The following is a 20,042-nucleotide window of genomic DNA, read 5'->3' as shown; positions in this document are numbered from 1 at the left end:
ACGTACCTCGCGCAAGGGCTCCCCGGACACGGGAGTCCTTGCGCTCCACCGTGCTCACAGCAACGGCAGCTGCGCCTTCAGGTCGTTCACCAGCGCGGGCAGGTCGGCCCTGTCCGCCGCGAACCCGAACACGTAGTAGTCCGGCCGCACCAGAGCAGCCACCTTCCTGTACCCGGCCAGCCAAGGCAGGTACAGCCGCTCGACGTCCACGACCTCGTGCGCCCGAGCGATCTTCGGCGGAATCCCGGCCGGCATCACCCGCACCAGGTGCGTTCCCAGTGACTTCAGGAACTCCAGTTCGTCCTCGCCCAGCGCCTCGTACGGGTCGAGCGTCGTGATCAGCTGCCACCCGCGTCCGACGACGTCGTCGAACCGGTCCCGCTGGGTTCCCCGCGCCACCACGCCCTGGGGCGACAGCTCGCCGTGCGGCAGGGTGATGTCCGGAGTGCGCCGGACGATGCCGTCCTCCAGCGCGTAGGCGGACGGCGCGAGGTCCACGCCTTCGGGCTTGGCCTGCATCGCGATGAGGAACGCGTCCCGCCGGGCGGCGGCCACCGGGTCCAGCTCCGACACGATCTTGCCGACCTCGATGGACATCTCGATCGTGTGCCGCACCTGCAGCGCACGCTCGGCCTGGTACGCGTCGAGCAACGAGTCAGAGGCCAGGTCCCGCAGCACCAGGTCGAGCTTCCACGCCAGGTTCACCGAGTCGCGGATGCCGGAACACATGCCCTGGCCGGCGAACGGCGGCATCAGGTGCGCGGAGTCCCCGGCCAGCAACATCCTGCCGTTGCGCCACTTGTCCGCCATCGCCGCCTGGAAGGTGTAGACGATGTTGCGCGTCAGGTCGGCGTTCGCGGGAGTCACGTCATAGGGCGCCAGAAGCTCCCACATGCGCTCCACGGTGGACATCTCTTCGATGGACTCGCCGGGCAGCCGCATGAACTCCCAGCGCCGGTGCCCTCGGCCGGACGCGACGATCGTCGTCGGGCGGGCCGGGTCGCACACCTGCACGTCGTTCGGCCGGAACGCGCGCTTCTCGTGGAAGACGACGTCGACCAGCAGCCAGTCGTGCTTGAAGTTCAGGTCGATCATCCGCGAGCCCATGACATCGCGGACGAAGCTGTTGGCGCCGTCGCACCCGATGACGAAGGAGGCCGTGACGTCACCCTCGTGGTCCGGGCCGGGCGCGGTGATCGACACGTGCGAGCCGTGGTCCTCGACCGCCTCCACCTTGTGCCCGAACAACGTCGTGATGTTCGGCAAGGTCAGGACGTGCTCGCGCAACGCCCGTTCGAACGTCGGCTGGTGCATCACGGTCGCGATCGGCCAGCCGTCGCGGCCGGGCTCGTACGGCGCCTCGAAGGAGAAGAGCTCGCGGCCCTCGGCGTTCTGGAACATGTACTGCCCCAGGGGTTCGCCGAGCTCCATCAGGTCGGCGCCGATGCCGGCCGAGGCGAACGAGCGCGCGGTCTCCCCGTCGAACGCGACGACGCGCGGGAACGGGTACTGGCCGCGGTACTTCTCCAGGAGGACGACCCGCCATCCCTTGTGCGCGAGGAGGATCGACAGTACGAGGCCGACCGGGCCGCAGCCGACTACCGCGACGTCGGCGGTGTGTGACTTCATCAGTTTCCCTGTCTGCCTGGGGGAATCAGAACACCGAGTCGATCACTCCGAGCGCCTGTTCGGGGTTCAGCCGCGGGTCGCAGAGGGTCTCGTAGCGCGCGGAGAGAGCGTTCTCGTCGGGGACGGACCCGCCGACGCACTCCGTCACGTCGGTCGCGGCCACTTCCAGGTGCAAGCCGGCCGCGTGCGCGCCCTCGGTCTCGAGGATGTGCCGGAACGCCGTGGCCTCCTCGATGATATGGGTGACATGTCGAGTCTTTCGCCCAGATTCGGCGGTGACCGTGTTGCCGTGCATGGGGTCCGAGATCCAGACGACGGGGTGGCCGGCGCGCTGCACGGCACGCACGATCGGCGCCAGGGCGACGTGGATGTCCTCGCGGCCCATGCGGACGATGAGCGTCAGACGGCCGGGCGTGTGGCGCGGGTCGAGCAGCTGGCACAGCCGCACGACGGTCTCCGGGTCGGCGGTCGGGCCGACCTTCACGCCGATCGGGTTCGCGATCGCGGAGAACATGCTGACGTGCGCGTTCTCGAGCTGGCGGGTGCGCTCACCGATCCACGGGAAGTGCGTCGAGGTGAGGAACTGCTCGCCGGTGCGCTCGTCGGTGCGAATGAGCGCGTTCTCGTAGTCCAGCACCAATGCCTCGTGGGCCACCCACGGACCACCGGACAGTTCCTCGACACTTCCCGACCAATGGGCGCGCACTTCTCGGATGACGGAAGCCGATGCGTCGTAGGCCTGAAGCATTCGTTCGGGGTCGTGGCGGCGGGCGAAAACGTCGGGCTCGAAGGAATTAACGAGCTCGCCGCGGAACGACGGCAGATCGACGCCGTCGATCGTTTCGAAGTTGCTCGAACGGGGCTTCGCGTACTGCCCGGCCATGCGTCCGAAACGAGCCACCTGCTGCCCGGTCCGTTCCGCCAGGCGGGACGCGATGCGCCCGATGTTGCGCACCTTTCCGGAAGTTGTCACCGGGTCGACGTCCGAAAACGATTCCGCGCAGTCGCCGAGCTGCAGGACGCGTGCCTCGCCGAGGGCGGCGAGACCCAGGGCACGTTTCGCCTCGCGAATTTCGGAATGCGCGACCAGGGGGAGCGCGCCGGACAGTTCGGCTTCGATCAGGTCGTAGTCGGGGTGGTGGTGCCAGTGCGGCTGCTGGGTCGCCGGCAACGTCATCCACGGGGCCGCCGTCTGCGTCTGCGTGAACTCGGTCAGCTTCACCGTCTGAGGCATTGTTCTCGCTCCTGTATCTGGTTCGGCTGGACGAGTCAGGCGATGACGCCCTCGATCTCCACGAGGAGATCGGCGCGGCAGACGTCGACGTTCAGGTACTGGATCCGGGCGTTCGGGGAGAAACGCTCCTCGCACATCCTGCGGACCGCCGGGATGTCGGAACGGTGACGGACGTACACCTTGATGTTGTCGAGGTTCAGCAAGGAATTGCCCTGCGTGATCTCGTAGTCCGCCAGGTTCTCGTCGGAAATGAGGTGCTCGATGTTGTCGAGTGACAACTTCACCTGCGCCACGATGTCGCCGTCGTGCAGGGTCTCGTGGCCGCGGATGCTGGCGGTGCCGGCCACGTAGATCTGTCCTGACCTGCGGTCGGTGTGCGTGCCGGCGAGGTAGGTGGCCCGCGCGAACTTGGGCGGGCGCGGGCCGTACTGGCGCGGGTAGTGGTAGGCGGCCATCTGCTTGGAGTTCTCCACCGACGTCAGCGCGGCGGAGCGGGAGGCGAGGAAGTAGAACGCGATCCCGCCGCCCTGCGACCCGATTCCGGTCGCGCTCGGGACCTCCTTGTCGCCGAAGTGGAAGAGTTCGAACGCCTCGGCGCGGCCCTTGCAGAAGTCCCGGTAGATCTCCAGGCCCTCGGCGTTGTCGCCGTTGATGTCGTTGAGGAAGTTCCACATGCGGAAGCAGTTCTTGTAGCCGAGCCCGTCCATCAGGTCGAGGGCGGCGACGTAGGCGGCGCGGGTGTCCTCGGTGTAGCGGCCCGTCGGGGCGATCCGCCCGGCGACGAGGAGGTACTCGCCGTCGTGGGCGTAAACGACGCCGTGGTGCTCGCCGGTCTCGACGGCGCCGGTGGTCGTCCACACCTCCGCGAATGCCTCGCCGAGGTCGCTCGCCATGTGCAGGTCGAGCGTGAGGAGGCCATTCTCGACACGCGGGTCCGTGCACTCGGTCGTGTAGTTGATGACTCCGAGAACGTTTCCGGTCGCCGCGACGTCGCTGACTTCGGTGAGGCCGGTGAACACCGAGCTGGGAAGGTTCACCGTCTGCTGCGCCTGAGTCATTGGAATGCCCCTCCGAGGAGTAGGTAAATCATTTTGCGGAGTGGAGCCGATTTATTGTTTCCGGCTGCTCTTCCGGGCCGGTGATCAAAGATTAGCCACCGGGCGGGCTCCGCAAAACTCCTGCGCCAGGAGAAAGCACTTTCGGCCGGATGATAGGGGGGTCCTAGGGGGGTGCTAGGGGATTTCCTACTTACCGGCTCGATGAGGCCGAGGCTAGCATCGCTCGAGGTGCAGGCCACGTCTCCAGTAAGCCAGTAAATAGGGAGCGACGTCGGGATGTTTCGAACCGAACTGATCCGGCCGTTGTCCGAACTGCTGCGCTACCACGCCGCGAACGTGCCGGAGAAGGTCGCGTTCGCGGACTCGCGCCGCGCGGTCACGTACGCGGAACTGGAGCGGCGCACCTGGCGGCTCGGCGGTCATCTCGCCGGCCTGCGGCTGCAGCCGGGTGACCGGGCGCTGATCTTCCTGGGCAACAGCGTCGACATCATCGAGAGCTACCTGGGCGTCACGCGCGCGAACGCGGTCGCGGTGCCGTTCAACCCGCACTCCGCCGACGCCGAGCTCGCCTACGTGCTGGACGACAGCGGCGCCCGCGTCGTGATCACCGACTTCGCGCACCTCGATCAGGTCCGCAAGCTCCTGCCGGGCCGTCCCTACCTCCAGGTGGTCGTGAGCGGCGACGAACCGCTCCCGCGTGGCGGTTCCGTTGTGTCGTACCAGGATCTGACCTCGACGGACCCGGCTGTGCCCGCGCGGGACGACCAAGGCCTCGACGACGTGGCGTTCATGCTCTACACCTCCGGTACCACCGGCAAACCGAAGGGCGTGCTGTCGACCCAGCGCAGCTGCCTGTGGTCGGTCGCCGCCTGCTACGCCCCGGTCATCGGCCTGAACCACGAGGACAAGGTGCTGTGGCCGTTGCCGCTGCACCACTCTCTCGCCCACGTGCTGTGCGTCGTCGGCGTCACGGCGGTCGGTGCCTCGGCCCGCGTCCTCGACGGGTTCGCCGCGGACGAGGTGCTGACCGCGCTGGAAGGCGACGACTACACGTTCATGTGCGGTGTTCCCGCCATGTACCACCATCTTCTGGAAGTCGCGCGCACGCGCGAGGTCTCGTCCGGCACCTTGAAACGCTGCCTGACCGCGGGTGCCGCGTGCCCGCCTGCGTTGCGCGTCGAGTTCGAGGCCCTGTTCGGCGTCGCGCTGCTCGACGGCTACGGCAGCACCGAGACGTGTGGCCTGATCGCGGTGAACTGGCCGCAGGGCACCAGGGTTCCGGGTTCGGTCGGCCTGCCGGTGCCGGGTCTCGCGGTGCGGCTCGTCGACCCGGACACCGGTGTCGACGTCGACGTCGACGTGGAGGCCGAGGGCGAGGTGTGGGTGCGCGGCCCGAGCCTCATGGCGGGCTACCACAACCAGCCGGAGGCGACGGCGCAGGCGATGCCGAACGGCTGGTACCGCACCGGCGACCTGGCCAAGCGCGACCTTTACGGCTACGTGACGATCACCGGTCGCGTCAAGGAGCTCATCATCCGCGGCGGCGAGAACATCCACCCCGGCGAGGTGGAGGAGGTGCTGCTCAAGGTCCCCGGTGTCGCCGACGCCGCCGTGGTCGGCAAGCCGCACGACATCCTCGGCGAGGTGCCGATCGCGTTCGTCGTGCCCGGCAAACAGGGCCTCGACCCCGTGCGACTGTACGACGCCTGCCGCGAGCAGCTGTCGAACTTCAAGGTGCCGGACGAGCTGTACGAGATCGACCACATCCCGCGCACGACCTCGGGCAAGATCACGCGGCACGTGCTGCTCGACCGCCCGGCCCGGTTGCGGGCCGCGAGTGGCGGGCAGCACGAGTCGTTGCTGCGCATGGACTGGGCGCCGATGCCGTCCGTGCGCACCAGTTCGCTCGAACTGGCCAGGCGCTGGGCGGTCGTCGGCCCCGACATGTTCGGGCTGACCGCGTCGCTGGCCTCGGCCGGTGTGCACGTCGCCACGCATCCCGACGCGGCCTCGCTGCACGTGTCCGTTGTGGACGGAGAGCCCGCACCGGACGTCGCGGTGCTGTGCTGTCCCGACGACATGGACACCGGCGGCAGGCTCACGACGGCGGCGCAGGAGGCGTTGCGCAAGGTCGGCGGTGTGCTGCGGACGTGGGTGAACGACGACTGGTTCGCGCACTCCCGCCTGGTCGTGCTGACGCGCGGCGCGGTCGCGGCCGGTGTCGAGGACGTGCGCGACCTCGTGCACGCGCCGGTGTGGGGACTGTTGCGGTCGTTGCAGGTCGAGTTCCCGAACCGGTTCACGCTGATCGACATCGACGACCTGCCGCCGTCCACCAGTGTGCTGCCGCGCGCGGTCGCCGCCGATGAACCGCAGCTCGCGATCCGGTCGGGCATCGCGTTGATGCCGCGGCTGAAGCGCGTTTCGGCGTCGGTCGACAGCGACGAGGTGCTGCGCATCGATCCCAGGCGCACCGTGGTCGTCACCGGCGCGGACGGCACCATGGGCTCCGCGCTGACCCGGCATCTCGTCGCCGCGTACGGTGCGCGCCACCTGCTGCTGATCAGCCCGCGTGGCCGCGCCGACGAGGCGACGGCGCGGTTGGAGTCGGAACTGTCCGGGCTGGGCGCGAAGGTCGCGGTCGCGGCCTGCGAGGTGGCGGACCGCGCGGCACTGGCCGAGGTGCTGGGCAAGCTCAAGCGGCCGATCACCGCGGTCATCCACGGCGAGGGAGAGCATCCCGCGAAGCCGATGGCGAACGTGCCGCGCTCCGACGTGTTCCGGTCCGTTGTGGACGGTGCGGTGAACCTGCACCAGCTCACTAAGAGCGGCGACGTCACCGCGTTCGTCATGCTCTGCACGGTCGCCGGCGCGCTGGGCCTGGTCGGCTCCGGCGAGCAGGCGGCGGCGAACTCGTTCCTCGACGCGCTGGCCCGCTACCGCCGCAAGCGCGAGCTTGCCGCGACGTTCCTCGCGGTCGGGTCGACGGACGCGCCGACCACGGCGTCGCGGGTGGGCGAGCTGTCGGCGCACGAGTTCAGCGCGATGTTCGACGTCGCGACCTCGGCCGGGCTCGCGCAGGCCGTCATCATGCGGATCAACAGCGCGGCGCTGCGGGAGCAGACGTCGTCGACCGAGGTGCCGGCGTTGCTGCGCGGCCTGATCGACGTCTCCGCGCGGCTCGCCACCCCGGACGAGCGTGACCTCTCCGCCTTACGCCAGCGCCTGGTCGCGATGTCACCGGAGGAGCAGGACATCTTCCTGCTCAACCTGGTGCGCACCGAGGTCGCGGGCGTGCTCGGACTGACCGGCGCCGAGCGTGCCGAGTCGAAGAAGACGTTCCGCGAGCTCGGCCTGACCTCGGTGACGGCGGTCGACCTGCGCAACAGACTGACCGCCGCGACCGGACTGCACCTGTCCGCGCCGGTCGCGTTCGACTACCCGACCCCGGTCGTGCTGGCCCGGCATCTGCGGGCCGAGCTGCTGGGCGAACGGGCTTCCGTCGTGCCGCTGGAGATGGTGCGGTCGGCGCCGGACGAGCCGATCGCGATCGTCGGCATGGCCTGCCGCTATCCCGGTGGGGTGTCGTCGCCGGAGGACCTGTGGCGGCTGGTGATGGCGGGCGGCGACGTCGTGTCGCCGTTCCCCGCAGACCGCAACTGGGACCTGGAGAAGCTGTTCGACGGCGCCTCGCACACGCGCAGCGGCGGGTTCCTGCACGACGCCGCCGACTTCGACGCCGAGTTCTTCGGGATCTCGCCACGCGAGGCGCTGGCGATGGACCCGCAGCAGCGGGTGCTGCTCGAAGTCTCGTGGGAGGCCCTGGAACGCGCGGGCATCGACCCCTCGACGTTGCGCGGCACCAACGGTGGCGTGTTCGCGGGCGTGATGTACCACGACTACGGCGCCGGGCTGCTGGACGCGCCCGCCGGGACCGAGGGGTACTGGACGACCGGTACCGCGGGCAGCGTCGTGTCCGGCCGCGTCGCCTACACCCTGGGGCTGCAAGGGCCGGCCGTCACCGTCGACACCGCGTGCTCCTCGTCCCTGGTCGCCCTGCACTGGGCCGCGCAGTCGCTGCGGTCGGGCGAGTCGTCGATCGCGCTGGCCGGCGGCGTGACGATCATGTCGACGCCGCAGACGTTCGTGGAGTTCTCCCGGCAGGGCGGACTGTCGGCGGACGGCCGGTGCAAGGCGTTCTCCGACTCCGCCGACGGCACGGGCTGGTCCGAGGGCGCCGGTCTGGTCGTGCTGGAGCGGTTGTCCGACGCTCGCCGCCACGGTCACACGGTTCTCGCGGTGCTGCGCGGCTCGGCGATCAACCAGGACGGCGCGTCGAACGGATTGACCGCGCCCAACGGCCCGTCGCAGCAGCGCGTGATCCGGCAAGCGCTTGCGTCCGCCGGTTTGTCCACTTCGGACGTGGACGCGGTGGAGGCGCACGGCACCGGCACGACCCTGGGTGACCCGATCGAGGCGCAGGCATTGCTGGCGACCTACGGCCAGGACCGGACTGGGCCCCATTCCTCCGGGCCGCTGTGGCTGGGATCGGTCAAGTCCAACATCGGCCACACTCAGGCCGCGGCGGGTGTCGCGGGCGTGATCAAGATGGTGATGGCGTTGCGGCACGGCACGTTGCCGCGCACCCTGCACGTGACCTCGCCGTCGACCCACGTGGAGTGGGGGAGTGGCCGTGTCGAGCTGCTGACCTCGGAACAGCCGTGGCCGTCGGTGTCGCGGGAACGCCGCGCCGCCGTGTCGGGTTTCGGTGTCTCCGGCACGAACGCGCACGTGATCCTGGAGGAGGCGCCCGAGGTCGAGGTGACACCGGAGGAGCCGTCGTCGGTGCTCTCGGTGGTGCCGTGGGTGGTGTCGGCCAAGAACTCCGTCGCGTTGGACGCGCAGCTGGAGCGGTTCCGGGCGGTGCAGGCTCCCGTTCTGGACGTCGCGGCGTCGCTGGTGTCGACGCGGACACAGCTGGAACACCGCGCTGTGGTCGTGGACGGCACGGAGATCGCGCGCGGCGTGGCCTCGGAGCGTCCGCTCGCGGTGCTGTTCTCCGGGCAGGGGTCGCAGCGGCTCGGCATGGGACGCGAGCTGTACGAGCGGTTCCCCGTGTTCGCCGCGGCGTTCGACGCGGTGCTGGAGCACCTGGACAGCACGCTGCGCGATGTCATGTGGGGCCACGACTTCGACGCGCTGAACGAGACCCGGTACACGCAGCCGGCGTTGTTCGCGATCGAGGTGGCGCTGTTCCGGTTCGCCCAGTCGTTCGGTGTGCGGCCGGACTTCGTGGGCGGGCACTCCATCGGCGAGATCGTCGCCGCGCACGTCTCCGGAGTGCTCTCCCTGGAGGACGCGTGCCGGCTGGTCGACGCGCGGTCGCGGCTGATGCAGGCGCTGCCGTCGGGTGGTGCGATGGTCGCGGTGCAGGCCACGGAAGAGGAACTGCTGCCGCTGCTGGGTTCCGAGGTGTCTGTCGCGGCGGTGAACGGGCCTCGTTCCGTCGTCATCGCGGGCACCGAGGACGGTGTTGAGGCGGTCGTGGCCAGGTTCGCCGATCGCAAGACTAAGCGTCTCCCGGTCAGCCATGCGTTTCACTCGCCCTTGATGAACCCGATGCTGGACGACTTCCGCGCGGTCGTCGAGGGACTGTCGTTCTCCGAGCCGCAGATCCCGGTCGTGTCGAACGTGACCGGGCAGCTCGCCGTGCGCGAACAGCTGACCTCACCGGAGTACTGGGTGCGGCACGTGCGCGAGGCTGTCCGTTTCGCCGATGGCGTGCGGGCGCTGGGACGTCAGGGCGTGTCGGCGTTCCTGGAACTCGGACCTGACGGCGTGCTGTCGGCGCTGGTGGCGGAGATGACCGAGACGGGCGCGGTGCCGCTGGACACCGTTGTCGTGCCGATGCTGCGCCGCGAACGGCCGGAGGATGCGTCGGCGGTGTCGGCGTTGGCACGCATGCACGTCGTGGGTGTGCCGGTCGACTGGACCGTGCTGTTCGACGGCACCGGCGCGGTGCGCGTCGACCTGCCGACCTACGCGTTCCAGCGTTCTCGTTTCTGGCCGGAGCCCGAGGTCGCGGTCGGCAAGGCCGATCCGCTGGACGCGGCGTTCTGGCAGCTCGTCGAGAACGACGAGCTGGCGTCCGTGCTGGAGCTGGATCCCGAGGTCGCGGCGGCGGTGGTACCGGCCTTGGCGTCGTGGCGAACACGGCAGCGCTCGCAGTCCATTGTGGATTCCTGGCGGTTCAGGGAGTCGTGGAACCGGCTCTCGCTGTCCGACGCCTTCTCCGGGTCGTGGCTGGTCGTCGTACCGCCGGGGGAACAGGACAGCTGGACGCGGGACGTCGTGGAGATCCTCGGCGGCGTCGCCGTGCCGCTGGACAAGGTCTCGGGGCTGGCCGGCCGGGAGTTCACGGGCGTCGTGTCGTTGCTCGGCGTCGCGGACGATACGGGTGACGTGCCTTATCCGCTGTCCGGAACGTTGGAGCTGCTGAAGGCCCTTGAAGGCGTCGAGGCTCCGTTGTGGACGGTGACACGCGGTGCCGTGTCGACCGGTCACGGGGACATCGTGACGTCACCGGTGCAGGCCGCGTTGTGGGGCATGGGCCGGGTCGCCGCTCTGGAGATGCCGCGCCGGTGGGGTGGCTTGATCGACCTGCCGGGCGGCGTGGACAACCAGATCGCACAGGGGCTGCAGGCCGCGTTGCGGAACTCGCTGGGCGAGGACCAGATCGCGGTGCGCGGCAACGGTGTGTTCGCACGTCGCCTGGTGCCCGCGCCGCGCGGTGAGCACGGCGACGACTGGGAGCCGTCCGGCACGGTCCTGATCACCGGCGGCACCGGCGCGCTGGGTGGGTTCGTGGCTCGTTCCGTTGCCGCGCGGGGTGCTTCGCACATCGTGCTGACCTCCCGTCGTGGTTCGCTCACTCCGGGGATCGAGCACCTGGTGGCGCAGCTCGAAGGCTTCGGCGCCGAGGTCTCCGTCGAGGCCTGCGACGTCGCCGATCGTGCCGCCCTCGCGGAGTTGCTGGAAGGCCTGCCCGAGCTGACGGCCGTTGTGCACTGCGCCGGAATCGACAGTGGCGACGCACCTCTGCTGGAGTTGTCCGCCGACCAGCTCAGGGATCTGTTGCGCGCCAAGATGGTGGCGGCGCGGAACCTGCACGAGCTGACCGGGAGCCTCGACGCGTTCGTGCTGTTCTCGTCCGGTGCGGCGGCGTGGGGCAGCGGTGGCCAGCCCGCCTACTCGACCGCGAACGCCTACCTGGACGGTCTCGCGCAGTTCCGGCGCGGCCAGGGCCTGGTGGCGACGTCCGTGCAGTGGGGCGCGTGGGCCGAGGCCGGCATGGCCACCGACCCGCACGCCTACGACCAGCTGCGCCGCCACGGCGTGCTGCCGATGGATCCCGAGCTGGCGCTGACCGCGCTGGTGCAGGCGGTGTCGGACGGCGAGACCGTGCTGACCGTCACGAACACCGACTGGGCCCGGTTCGCGCCGGGCTTCACCGCGTCGCGCCCGTCGCCGCTGTTCTCGTCGATTCCCGAGGTCGTCGCGGCCCTGGTGCCCGATGCCGACGTGGCCGGCACCGAGGTGGCGTTGCGGGAGAAGCTCGCGGGCCTGTCGAAGGACGATCGCTCGCGGGTGCTGCTGGACCTGGTGCGCTCCGAGGCCGCCGCGGTGCTCGGTTACTCCGGTGTCGAGTCGATCCACGCCGAGAAGGCGTTCCGCGACCAGGGTTTCGACTCGCTGACCGCCGTGGAGATGCGCGACCGCCTGAAGTCCGCGACGGGCCTGCCCGTGCCGTCGGCGCTGGTGTTCGACTACCCGACGCCACGCCTGGTCGCCGAGCACCTGCTGACCGGTCTGTCCACCGCGACGGACGGCTCCGCGCTGGCCGAGCTCACCAGGCTCGAAGCCGCGGTGGCGTCGTCGTCCGCCGACCACGACGCGATCCGCGAGCGCCTCGAGAAGCTGCTCGGGCGCCTGAAGAAGCCGGTGTCCACTTCGGACGACGACATCCGCAACGTCTCCGTCGAGGACCTCCTGAACATCATCGACGACGAGTTGCTCGACCTCTCGTAGAAGCAGTGTTTGCCCGCACGAAATGAGGACGGACCAGTGCAGGAAGAGCAGCAGGACAAGGTTGCCGACTACCTGAGGCGAGTCACGGTCGAGTTGCGCCGGTCTCGCGAACGCGTCCTCGAACTGGAGCAGAAGCACAGCGAGCCCATCGCGATCGTGGGCATGTCGTGCCGCTTCCCCGGCGGGGTGACCACACCCGAGCAGCTGTGGGAGGCCGTCGTCTCCGAACGGGACCTGGTCTCCCCGTTCCCGGCGGATCGCGGCTGGGACCTGTCCTCGCTGCGTGACCAGTCGCTGGCGCAGGAAGGAGGCTTCCTGACCGACCTGGCCTCGTTCGACGCGGACTTCTTCGGCATCTCGCCGCGCGAGGCCCTGGGCATGGACCCGCAGCAGCGCATGATGCTGGAGCTGACGTGGGAGGCCCTGGAACGCGCGGGCCTGGATCCCGCGGAGCTGCGCGGCTCGCAGACCGGCGTCTTCGTGGGCACGAACGGCCAGGACTACGCGGACCTGGTGTCGGTGGACGGCGACGGGCACGCCTCCACCGGCCTCATCGCGTCCGTGCTGTCGGGCCGTCTCTCCTACACGTTCGGCTTCGAGGGTCCCGCGGTCTCCGTCGACACCGCCTGCTCCTCGTCTTCCGTCGCCATGCACCTCGCCATGCAGGCCCTGCGCGGCGGTGAGTGCTCGCTGGCGCTGGCCGGCGGCGTGACGATCATGGCCACGCCGAGCTCGTTCATCGAGTTCACCCTGCAGCGCGGCCTCGCCTCCGACGGCCGCTGCAAGGCCTTCTCCGACTCGGCCGACGGCGTCGGCTGGGCCGAGGGCGCCGGCATGCTGGTGCTGGAACGGCTGTCGGACGCCGTCGCCGCCGGCCACCAGGTGCTGGGTCTGCTGCGCGGTTCGGCCGTCAACCAGGACGGCGCGTCCAACGGCCTGACCGCGCCGAACGGCCCGTCGCAGCAACGCGTGATCCGCGCCGCGCTGGCCTCCGCCGGTCTGGCGCCGGCCGACGTCGACGCCGTGGAGGCGCACGGCACCGGCACCACCCTGGGTGACCCGATCGAGGCGGCCGCCCTGATCGCCACCTACGGGCAGGACCGCGCCGTCCCGCTCTACATCGGCTCCATCAAGTCCAACATCGGTCACACGCAGGCGGCGGCGGGCGTCGCCTCGGTGATCAAAGTCGTGCAGGCGATGCGACACGGCCTCCTGCCGCGCACCCTGCACGTCACCGAGCCCTCCTCCCACGTCGACTGGACGGCGGGCTCGGTCTCGCTGCTCACCTCGGCCACCCCGTGGCCGTCCGTCGACCGGCCGCGCCGCATCGGCATCTCGTCGTTCGGCGTCTCGGGCACGAACTCGCACCTGATCCTGGAAGCGCCGCCCGCCCCGGAACTGTCAGATCTGCCTGAGACGATGGAGATGGGGGCCGAAAGCCCCTGGCTCGTCTCGGCCAAGTCCGAGGCGGCGCTCACCGCTCAGGTCGCCCGGCTGCGCGACGTCACCGCAGACGCGAAGGACGTCGGCCGCGCCCTGTCGGCGCGCACGCTGTTCGAGCACCGCGCGGTCCTGCTCGACGGCACCGAGATCGCGCGCGGCGTCGCCGGCGAGAAGCAGTTGGCGATGCTGTTCACCGGGCAGGGCTCGCAGCGCCTCGGCATGGGTCGAGAGCTGTACGAGGCGTTCCCGGTGTTCCGCAGCGCGTTCGACGAGGTCGCCCAGCACCTCGACCTGAGCGCGATGTGGGGCGACGACGCCGAAGCGCTGAACCAGACCGGCACCGCGCAACCCGCGATCTTCGCGCTGGAGGTCGCGCTCTACCGCCTGCTGGAGGGGTTCGGGGTCCGGGCCGACCACGTCGCCGGCCACTCGATCGGCGAGATCGCCGCCGCACACGTCGCGGGCGTGCTCAGCCTCGAAGACGCCTGCACCCTCATCAAGGCCCGGGCCCGGCTCATGCAGGCCCTGCCGCAAGGCGGCGTGATGATCGCGCTCCAGGCCACCGAAGCCGAGGTGACCCCGCACCTCACCACGGGCGTGTCGATCGCCGCGATCAACGGCCCGGACTCGCTCGTCGTCGCCGGTGTGGAAGACGAAGCCCGCGCGGTCGTGGCCAGGTTCGAGGATCGCAAGTCGAAGCAGCTCCAGGTCAGCCATGCGTTCCACTCGCCGCTGATGGACCCGATGCTCGACGACTTCCGCGCCGCCATCGCGCACCTGACCTTCCACGCCCCCACCATCCCGGGGCTGGGCGACGTCGCGAACGCCGACTACTGGGTCCGCCACGTCCGCGCCGCGGTCCGCTTCCACGACACCGTGCAAGCCCTGGGCGACAAGAGGTTCCTGGAGATCGGCCCGGACGGCGTGCTGTCCGCGCTGGTCGACGGCATCCCCTCGCTGCGCAAGGGCCGCCCCGAAGCCCAGACCCTGATCACCGCGCTCGCCCGCCTCCACGTCGCGGGCACCGACGTCGACTGGACGCCGTTCTACGAAGGCGCCACCAGGACCGACCTGCCGACGTACGCGTTCCAGCGCCAGCGTTTCTGGCCGTCGACCGCGAAGAACGCCGACGCCTCCGGACTCGGCCTCACCTCCGTCTCCCACCCGCTGCTCGGCGCGGCGGTGGAACTGGCCGACGGCCAGGGAGTCGTGTTCACCAGCAGGCTCTCGGCCACCACCCAGCCGTGGCTCGCGGACCACGTCGTCGGCGGCCGAATCCTGTTCCCCGGCACCGCTTTCGTCGAACTCGCGTTGCGCGCCGCCGACGAGCTCGGCCTCGACCGCCTGGACGAACTCACCCTCTCCGCGCCGCTCGTGCTCACCGACCCGGTGCAGCTCCAGGTCGCGGTCGGCGCCCAGGACACGACAGGACGCCGTTCCATCGCCGTGTACTCACGGCTCGACCCGGACACGCCGTGGCTCGAACACTGCACCGGCTACCTGACCTCGGGCACCGCGACCGCTCTCGACACCTCGGTGTGGCCGCCGCAGGGAGCGGAACCCGTTTCCCTGGAAGGGTTCTACGAGCGTTTCACGGACAACGGCTTCGCGTACGGACCGGCGTTCCAAGGCCTGCAAGCGGCCTGGCGAGTCGGTGACGACGTCTACGCCGAGGTCACCATCGCGGACGAGACCGACCGCTACGGCCTGCACCCCGCCCTGCTGGACGCGGCCCTGCACGCTGCCGACCTCAGCACGTCCGAGGGAGGCATGCCCTTCGCGTGGCAAGGCGTCTCGCTGCACGCGACCGGTGCGTCCGCGCTACGCGTGCGGATCCGGCCCCAGGGCGAGTCGTTCGCGATCGCCGCGACGGACCCCCACGGCACCCCGGTCGTCTCGATCGACTCCCTCGTCACCCGCCCGATCCCCGCCGACGACTCCGGAATCGCGCGCGAGGCGCTGTTCCACGTCGACTGGACCCCCGTCGCGCTCCCTGCCGAGACCGCCGCGGCCGAGGTTGAGCACGTCGTCTCCGAAGGCTCTCCGATCGAGTCCGCGCACGCCCTGACGTCGCGGGTGCTCGCGCGCCTGCAGCAGTGGATCGCCGACGAACGACAGGACCGCCTGGCGTTCGTCACCCGCCCCGGCGACCTGGGCGCGGCGGCCGTGTGGGGCCTGGTGCGGTCGGCGCAGACCGAACACCCCGGCCGTTTCGTGCTGGTGGAGGCGGACGGCGACGTTCCGGCGGAGGTCTTCGCGCTGGACGAGCCGCAGCTCCGGTTGCGCGGCAACGAGGTGTTCGTGCCGCGCTTGGCCCGCCTGACTCCGGCCGGAGAGTTCGCCTGGCAGGGCAAGGTTCTCATCACCGGCGGCACCGGTGGACTCGGCCTGGTGATCGCACGCCACCTCGTCGCCACGCACGGCGTCCGCGAGCTGCTGCTCGTCTCCCGGCGCGGCGAGGCTGACGTCACGGAACTGGAAGCGCTGGGAGCGCAGGTCACCGTCGAGGCGTGTGACGTCTCCGACCGTACCGCCGTTGCCGATCTGCTGGCACGCCACGAGGTTCGCGCGATCGTGCACACCGCGGGCGTCCTCGACGACGGCACCGTGGAGTCCCTGACGCCTGACCGCGTCGGCACCGTGCTGCGCGCCAAGGTGGACGCCGCCTGGCACCTGCACGAGCTGGCCACGGACCTCGACGCGTTCGTCGTGTTCTCCTCGGTCGCGGGCACGATCGGCACGGCGGGCCAGGGCAACTACGCCGGCGCCAACGCGTTCCTCGACGGTCTCACGGAACACCGCCGCGCGAACGGCCTGCCCGGCACGTCGCTCGCGTGGGGTCCGTGGATCGCGGGCATGCTGTCCGGTGCCGACGCGGAACGCATGGCGCGCACCGGAATCCCCGGGATCACCGTCGAGCAGGGCGTCGAGCTCTTCGACGCGGCCATCACCGCCGGCAACGCCGTCCCCGTGCGCCTCGACCTGCCCGTGCTGCGTGGCCGCGGCGACATTCCGCCGATGCTGCGCGGTCTGATCAAGACCCGCCCACGCCGTGTCGTCGCGGGCTCGGACACCGCCGTCTCGCTCACCGGCCGCCTGGCGTCGCTCGACGGCACCGCGCGCCTGGAAGCGTTGCTGGACCTCGTGCGCGGCCAGGTCGCCACCGTCCTCGGCCACGCGGGCACGGACGAGATCGACCCCGGCCGCGCGTTCCAGTCACTCGGCTTCGACTCGCTCACCGCCATCGAGTTCCGCAACCAGCTCACCGCCGTCACGGGCCTGCGCCTGCCCGCGACCCTGATCTTCGACTACCCGAACGCCGGTGTGCTCGCCTCCTACCTGCGCGACGAGCTCTTCGGCTCGGACGCGGTCGTTCCTGTCGCGCAGGCCCGTTCCGCGGTCTCCGACGACCCGATCGTCATCGTCGGCATGGCCTGCCGCTACCCCGGAGGCGTGTCGTCGCCGGAAGACCTGTGGCGCCTCGTGGTCGACGGCGTCGACGCCGTCACCGACATGCCGTCCAACCGCGGCTGGGACGTCGACGCGCTCTACCACCCGGATCCCGACCACATCGGCACCTCCTACACCCGCTCGGGCGGCTTCCTGCACGACGCACCGCTGTTCGACCCGGCGTTCTTCGGCATGTCCCCGCGCGAAGCCCTCGCGACCGACTCGCAGCAGCGCCTGCTGCTCGAAACCGCCTGGGAATCCCTGGAACGCGCCGGCATCGACCCGGTCTCCCTGCGAGGCAGCGCGACCGGTGTCTTCGCGGGCGTCATGTACACGGACTACTCGGTCGTGATCAGCGGCAGCGAGTTCGAGGGCTACCAGAGCATGGGCAGCGCCGGAACGTTCGCGTCCGGCCGCGTCTCCTACACCTTCGGCTTCGAGGGCCCGGCCGTCACGGTCGACACCGCCTGCTCGTCCTCTTTGGTGGCACTGCACCTGGCCTCGCAGGCCCTGCGCAACGGCGAGTGCACCCTCGCCCTCGCGGGCGGCGTGACGGTGATGTCGACCCCGTCCACGTTCATCGAGTTCTCCCGTCAGCGCGGCCTGTCCGCCGACGGCCGCTGCAAGTCCTTCTCCGACACCGCTGATGGAGTGGGCTGGTCCGAGGGCGTCGGCCTCCTGGTCCTGGAACGCCAGTCCGACGCCATTCGCAACGGCCACACCATCCTCGCCGTCGTGCGAGGTTCGGCCATCAACCAGGACGGCGCCTCGAACGGCCTGACCGCCCCGAACGGCCCCTCACAGCAACGCGTGATCCGCTCGGCCCTGGCCTCCGCGGGTCTGTCGGTCGCCGATGTCGACGTGGTCGAAGCCCATGGCACCGGCACGACTCTGGGCGACCCGATCGAAGCCCAGGCACTCCTCGCCACGTACGGCCAGGACCGGCCGTCGCCGCTGCTGCTCGGCTCCATCAAGTCGAACATCGGCCACTCCCAGGCCGCCGCGGGCGTCGCGGGCGTGATCAAGATGGTGCACGCGATGCACCACGGTCTCGTCCCCGCGACCCTGCACGCGGCCGAGCCCTCCACGCACGTGGACTGGGAAGCCGGCGACATCACCCTGGTCACCGAGCCCACGTCGTGGCCGGAAGCCGCTCGTCCCCGCCGCGCAGGCATCTCGTCGTTCGGCGTCTCGGGCACGAACGCGCACGTGATCTTGGAATCGCCGAGCGCGCCAGAACTGTCAGACCCGCCTGAGATGATTGAGATGGGGGTCGAAAGCCCCCTGGGGGCCAGGCAGTCGGAATCGATTCCGCCGAACGGCGTAGTGCCGTGGCTGGTTTCGGCGAAGTCCGCGGCCTCGCTGGACGCCCAGGTCGGCCGAGTGCTGACGCTGGAAGGCGACGCGCGGGACATCGGGTACTCGCTCGCGCTGAAGACGACCTTCGACCATCGGGCCGTGGTGCTCGGCGGGCAGGCCGTCGCCCAGGGCGCGGTGACCGGGAAGCCGCTCGCTTTCGTCTTCTCCGGGCAGGGTTCGCAGCGGCTGGGCATGGGCCGCGAGTTGTACGAGGCGTTCCCGGCGTTCGCGCGTGCGTTGGACGAGGTGTTGGAGCACCTCCAAGGCGTCCGTGAAGTCATGTGGGGCGACGACGCCGAGGCGCTGAACCAGACCGGCTACGCGCAGCCTGCGATCTTCGCGGTCGAGGTGGCGCTGTTCCGGCTGCTGGAGTCGTTCGGTGTGAAGCCGGGCCAGGTCGCCGGGCATTCCATCGGTGAGATCGCCGCCGCGCACGTCGCCGGAGTGCTCAGCCTTGAAGACGCGGCGAAGCTCGTCCAGATGCGCGCCGCTCTCATGCAGGCGTTGCCGGCCGGTGGCGCGATGGTGTCGGTGATCGCGTCCGAGGAGGAAGTGCGCGCTCAGCTGACCGAGGGCGTGGCCATTGCCGCCATCAACGGGCCTCGGTCCGTGGTCATCGCCGGCGTGGAAGCAGAGGTTCTGGTACTCGCGGAGAACTGGAAGAACAAGCGGCTGAAGGTCAGCCACGCGTTCCACTCGCCGCTCATGGAGCCGATGCTGGACGATTTCCGTGAGGCGATCAGCGGCATCCAGTTCCACGAGCCGGTTGTGGGAATGTCGACCTCCGGCGATGTCACGACTGTTGGCTACTGGGTCGACCACGTCCGCGACACCGTTCGTTTCCACGACAACGTCACGCAACTGGGCGATGTCACGCTGGTCGAGATCGGACCGGACGCGCAGTTGACGGCGATGGTCGACGGGTTGATTCCGACGTTGACGCGGGTCAAGTCTGATGTTGAGTCAATGTTGACTGCACTCGGTCATGTACACGTTGACGGAATCAACGTTGATTGGGCACAGCTGTACACCGGCGGTCGACGGGTCGACGTGCCGACGTACGCGTTCGAGCACCAGTCGTACTGGCCGGAGAACACCGCGAAGTCCGACGTCAGGTCGGCCGGGCTCGGCGCGGTGGGGCACCCGCTGCTCGGTGCGGCGGTTGAGCTCGCGGGTGGCGCGGGCTACCTGTTCACGGCGCGGCTGTCGCGCCGGTCGTGGCTCGCCGACCACACCGTGCACGGCACGGTGCTCGTGCCGGGCGCCGCGCTGGTCGAACTGGCGGTCCGGGCGGCCGACGAGGTCGGGCTGGATCGCGTCGAGGAGCTCACGCTCGCCGCGCCGCTGGTGCTGCCGGAGAGCGGCGGCGTCCAGGTTCAGCTGATCGTGGGCGTCGAGGAGAACGGCCGCCGGTCGATCACCGTCTACTCACGCCCCGAGGTCGCGGTCGACGAGCCGTGGACGGAGCACGCCACCGGTGTGCTCGGATCCGGCGGGACCGTCGCCGAGGTCGGTGAATGGCCGCCACGCGCCGAGGCGATCGACGTCGTGGACGCCTACGAGCGGTTCGCGGAGAACGGGTTCGAGTACGGGCCCGCGTTCCAGGGGCTGCGGGCGGCGTGGCGGAGCGGCGACACCGTGTTCGCCGAGGTCGCGTTGCCCGAGGGCGTGTCGGTGAGCGGCTTCGGGCTGCACCCCGCGCTACTGGACTCCGCGCTGCACGCCGCGCTGCTCGTGGACGACGGCGCCGGGCTCCCGTTCTCGTGGGAGGGCGTCCAACT

At 70.1% G+C, this 20,042-nt stretch carries 5 protein-coding genes (1 of these 5 only partly in view); 2 read left to right on the top strand and 3 right to left on the bottom strand.

Annotation, left to right across the window (positions count from 1 at the left end):
- Positions 1–54: 54 nt before the first annotated feature.
- Genes mhpA through BM417_RS03625 form a run of 3 tightly spaced genes read right to left on the bottom strand, consistent with a single transcriptional unit; the run spans position 55 to position 3,921 of the window.
- The gene (mhpA, locus tag BM417_RS03635) at positions 55–1,629 is read right to left on the bottom strand and encodes a bifunctional 3-(3-hydroxy-phenyl)propionate/3-hydroxycinnamic acid hydroxylase MhpA (RefSeq protein ID WP_093588253.1); all 1,575 of its coding nucleotides are present in this window, start codon (positions 1,627–1,629) and stop codon (positions 55–57) included.
- A 25-nt stretch (positions 1,630–1,654) separates the two neighbouring features.
- Complete coding sequence (locus tag BM417_RS03630) at positions 1,655–2,863, bottom strand: 3-deoxy-7-phosphoheptulonate synthase (protein WP_093588252.1); 1,209 nt, start codon at positions 2,861–2,863, stop codon at positions 1,655–1,657.
- A 35-nt stretch (positions 2,864–2,898) separates the two neighbouring features.
- Positions 2,899–3,921: an FkbO/Hyg5 family chorismatase gene (locus BM417_RS03625; protein ID WP_093588251.1), complete on the bottom strand. Its 1,023-nt coding sequence runs from the start codon at positions 3,919–3,921 to the stop codon at positions 2,899–2,901.
- A gap of 276 nt (positions 3,922–4,197) precedes the next feature.
- On the opposite strand from BM417_RS03625, the gene BM417_RS46590 reads away from it, so the two are divergent.
- Positions 4,198–12,009 (top strand): type I polyketide synthase, encoded by a 7,812-nt coding sequence (locus BM417_RS46590; RefSeq protein WP_143138485.1) that lies wholly within the window; start codon positions 4,198–4,200, stop codon positions 12,007–12,009.
- Between the two features lie 36 nt (positions 12,010–12,045).
- On the top strand, positions 12,046–20,042 hold the 5' portion of the coding sequence (locus BM417_RS48980) for a type I polyketide synthase (protein ID WP_245821662.1). Its footprint extends 19,243 nt past the window's final position; 7,997 of the gene's 27,240 nt are visible here — the first part of the coding sequence; the start codon lies at positions 12,046–12,048; its stop codon lies off the right edge, out of view.

This window comes from Lentzea waywayandensis, from assembly GCF_900115955.1.
GTDB classification, from domain to species: Bacteria; Actinomycetota; Actinomycetes; order Mycobacteriales; family Pseudonocardiaceae; genus Lentzea; species Lentzea waywayandensis.
This window is presented reverse-complemented; position numbering and strand designations above follow the sequence as displayed.

Coding starts and splice junctions, on each gene's coding strand:
- mhpA (WP_093588253.1), bottom strand. CDS start 1,629: ATGAAGTCACACACCGCCGACGTCGCGGTAGTCGGCTGCGGCCCGGTC.
- BM417_RS03630 (WP_093588252.1), bottom strand. CDS start 2,863: ATGCCTCAGACGGTGAAGCTGACCGAGTTCACGCAGACGCAGACGGCG.
- BM417_RS03625 (WP_093588251.1), bottom strand. CDS start 3,921: ATGACTCAGGCGCAGCAGACGGTGAACCTTCCCAGCTCGGTGTTCACC.
- BM417_RS46590 (WP_143138485.1), top strand. CDS start 4,198: ATGTTTCGAACCGAACTGATCCGGCCGTTGTCCGAACTGCTGCGCTAC.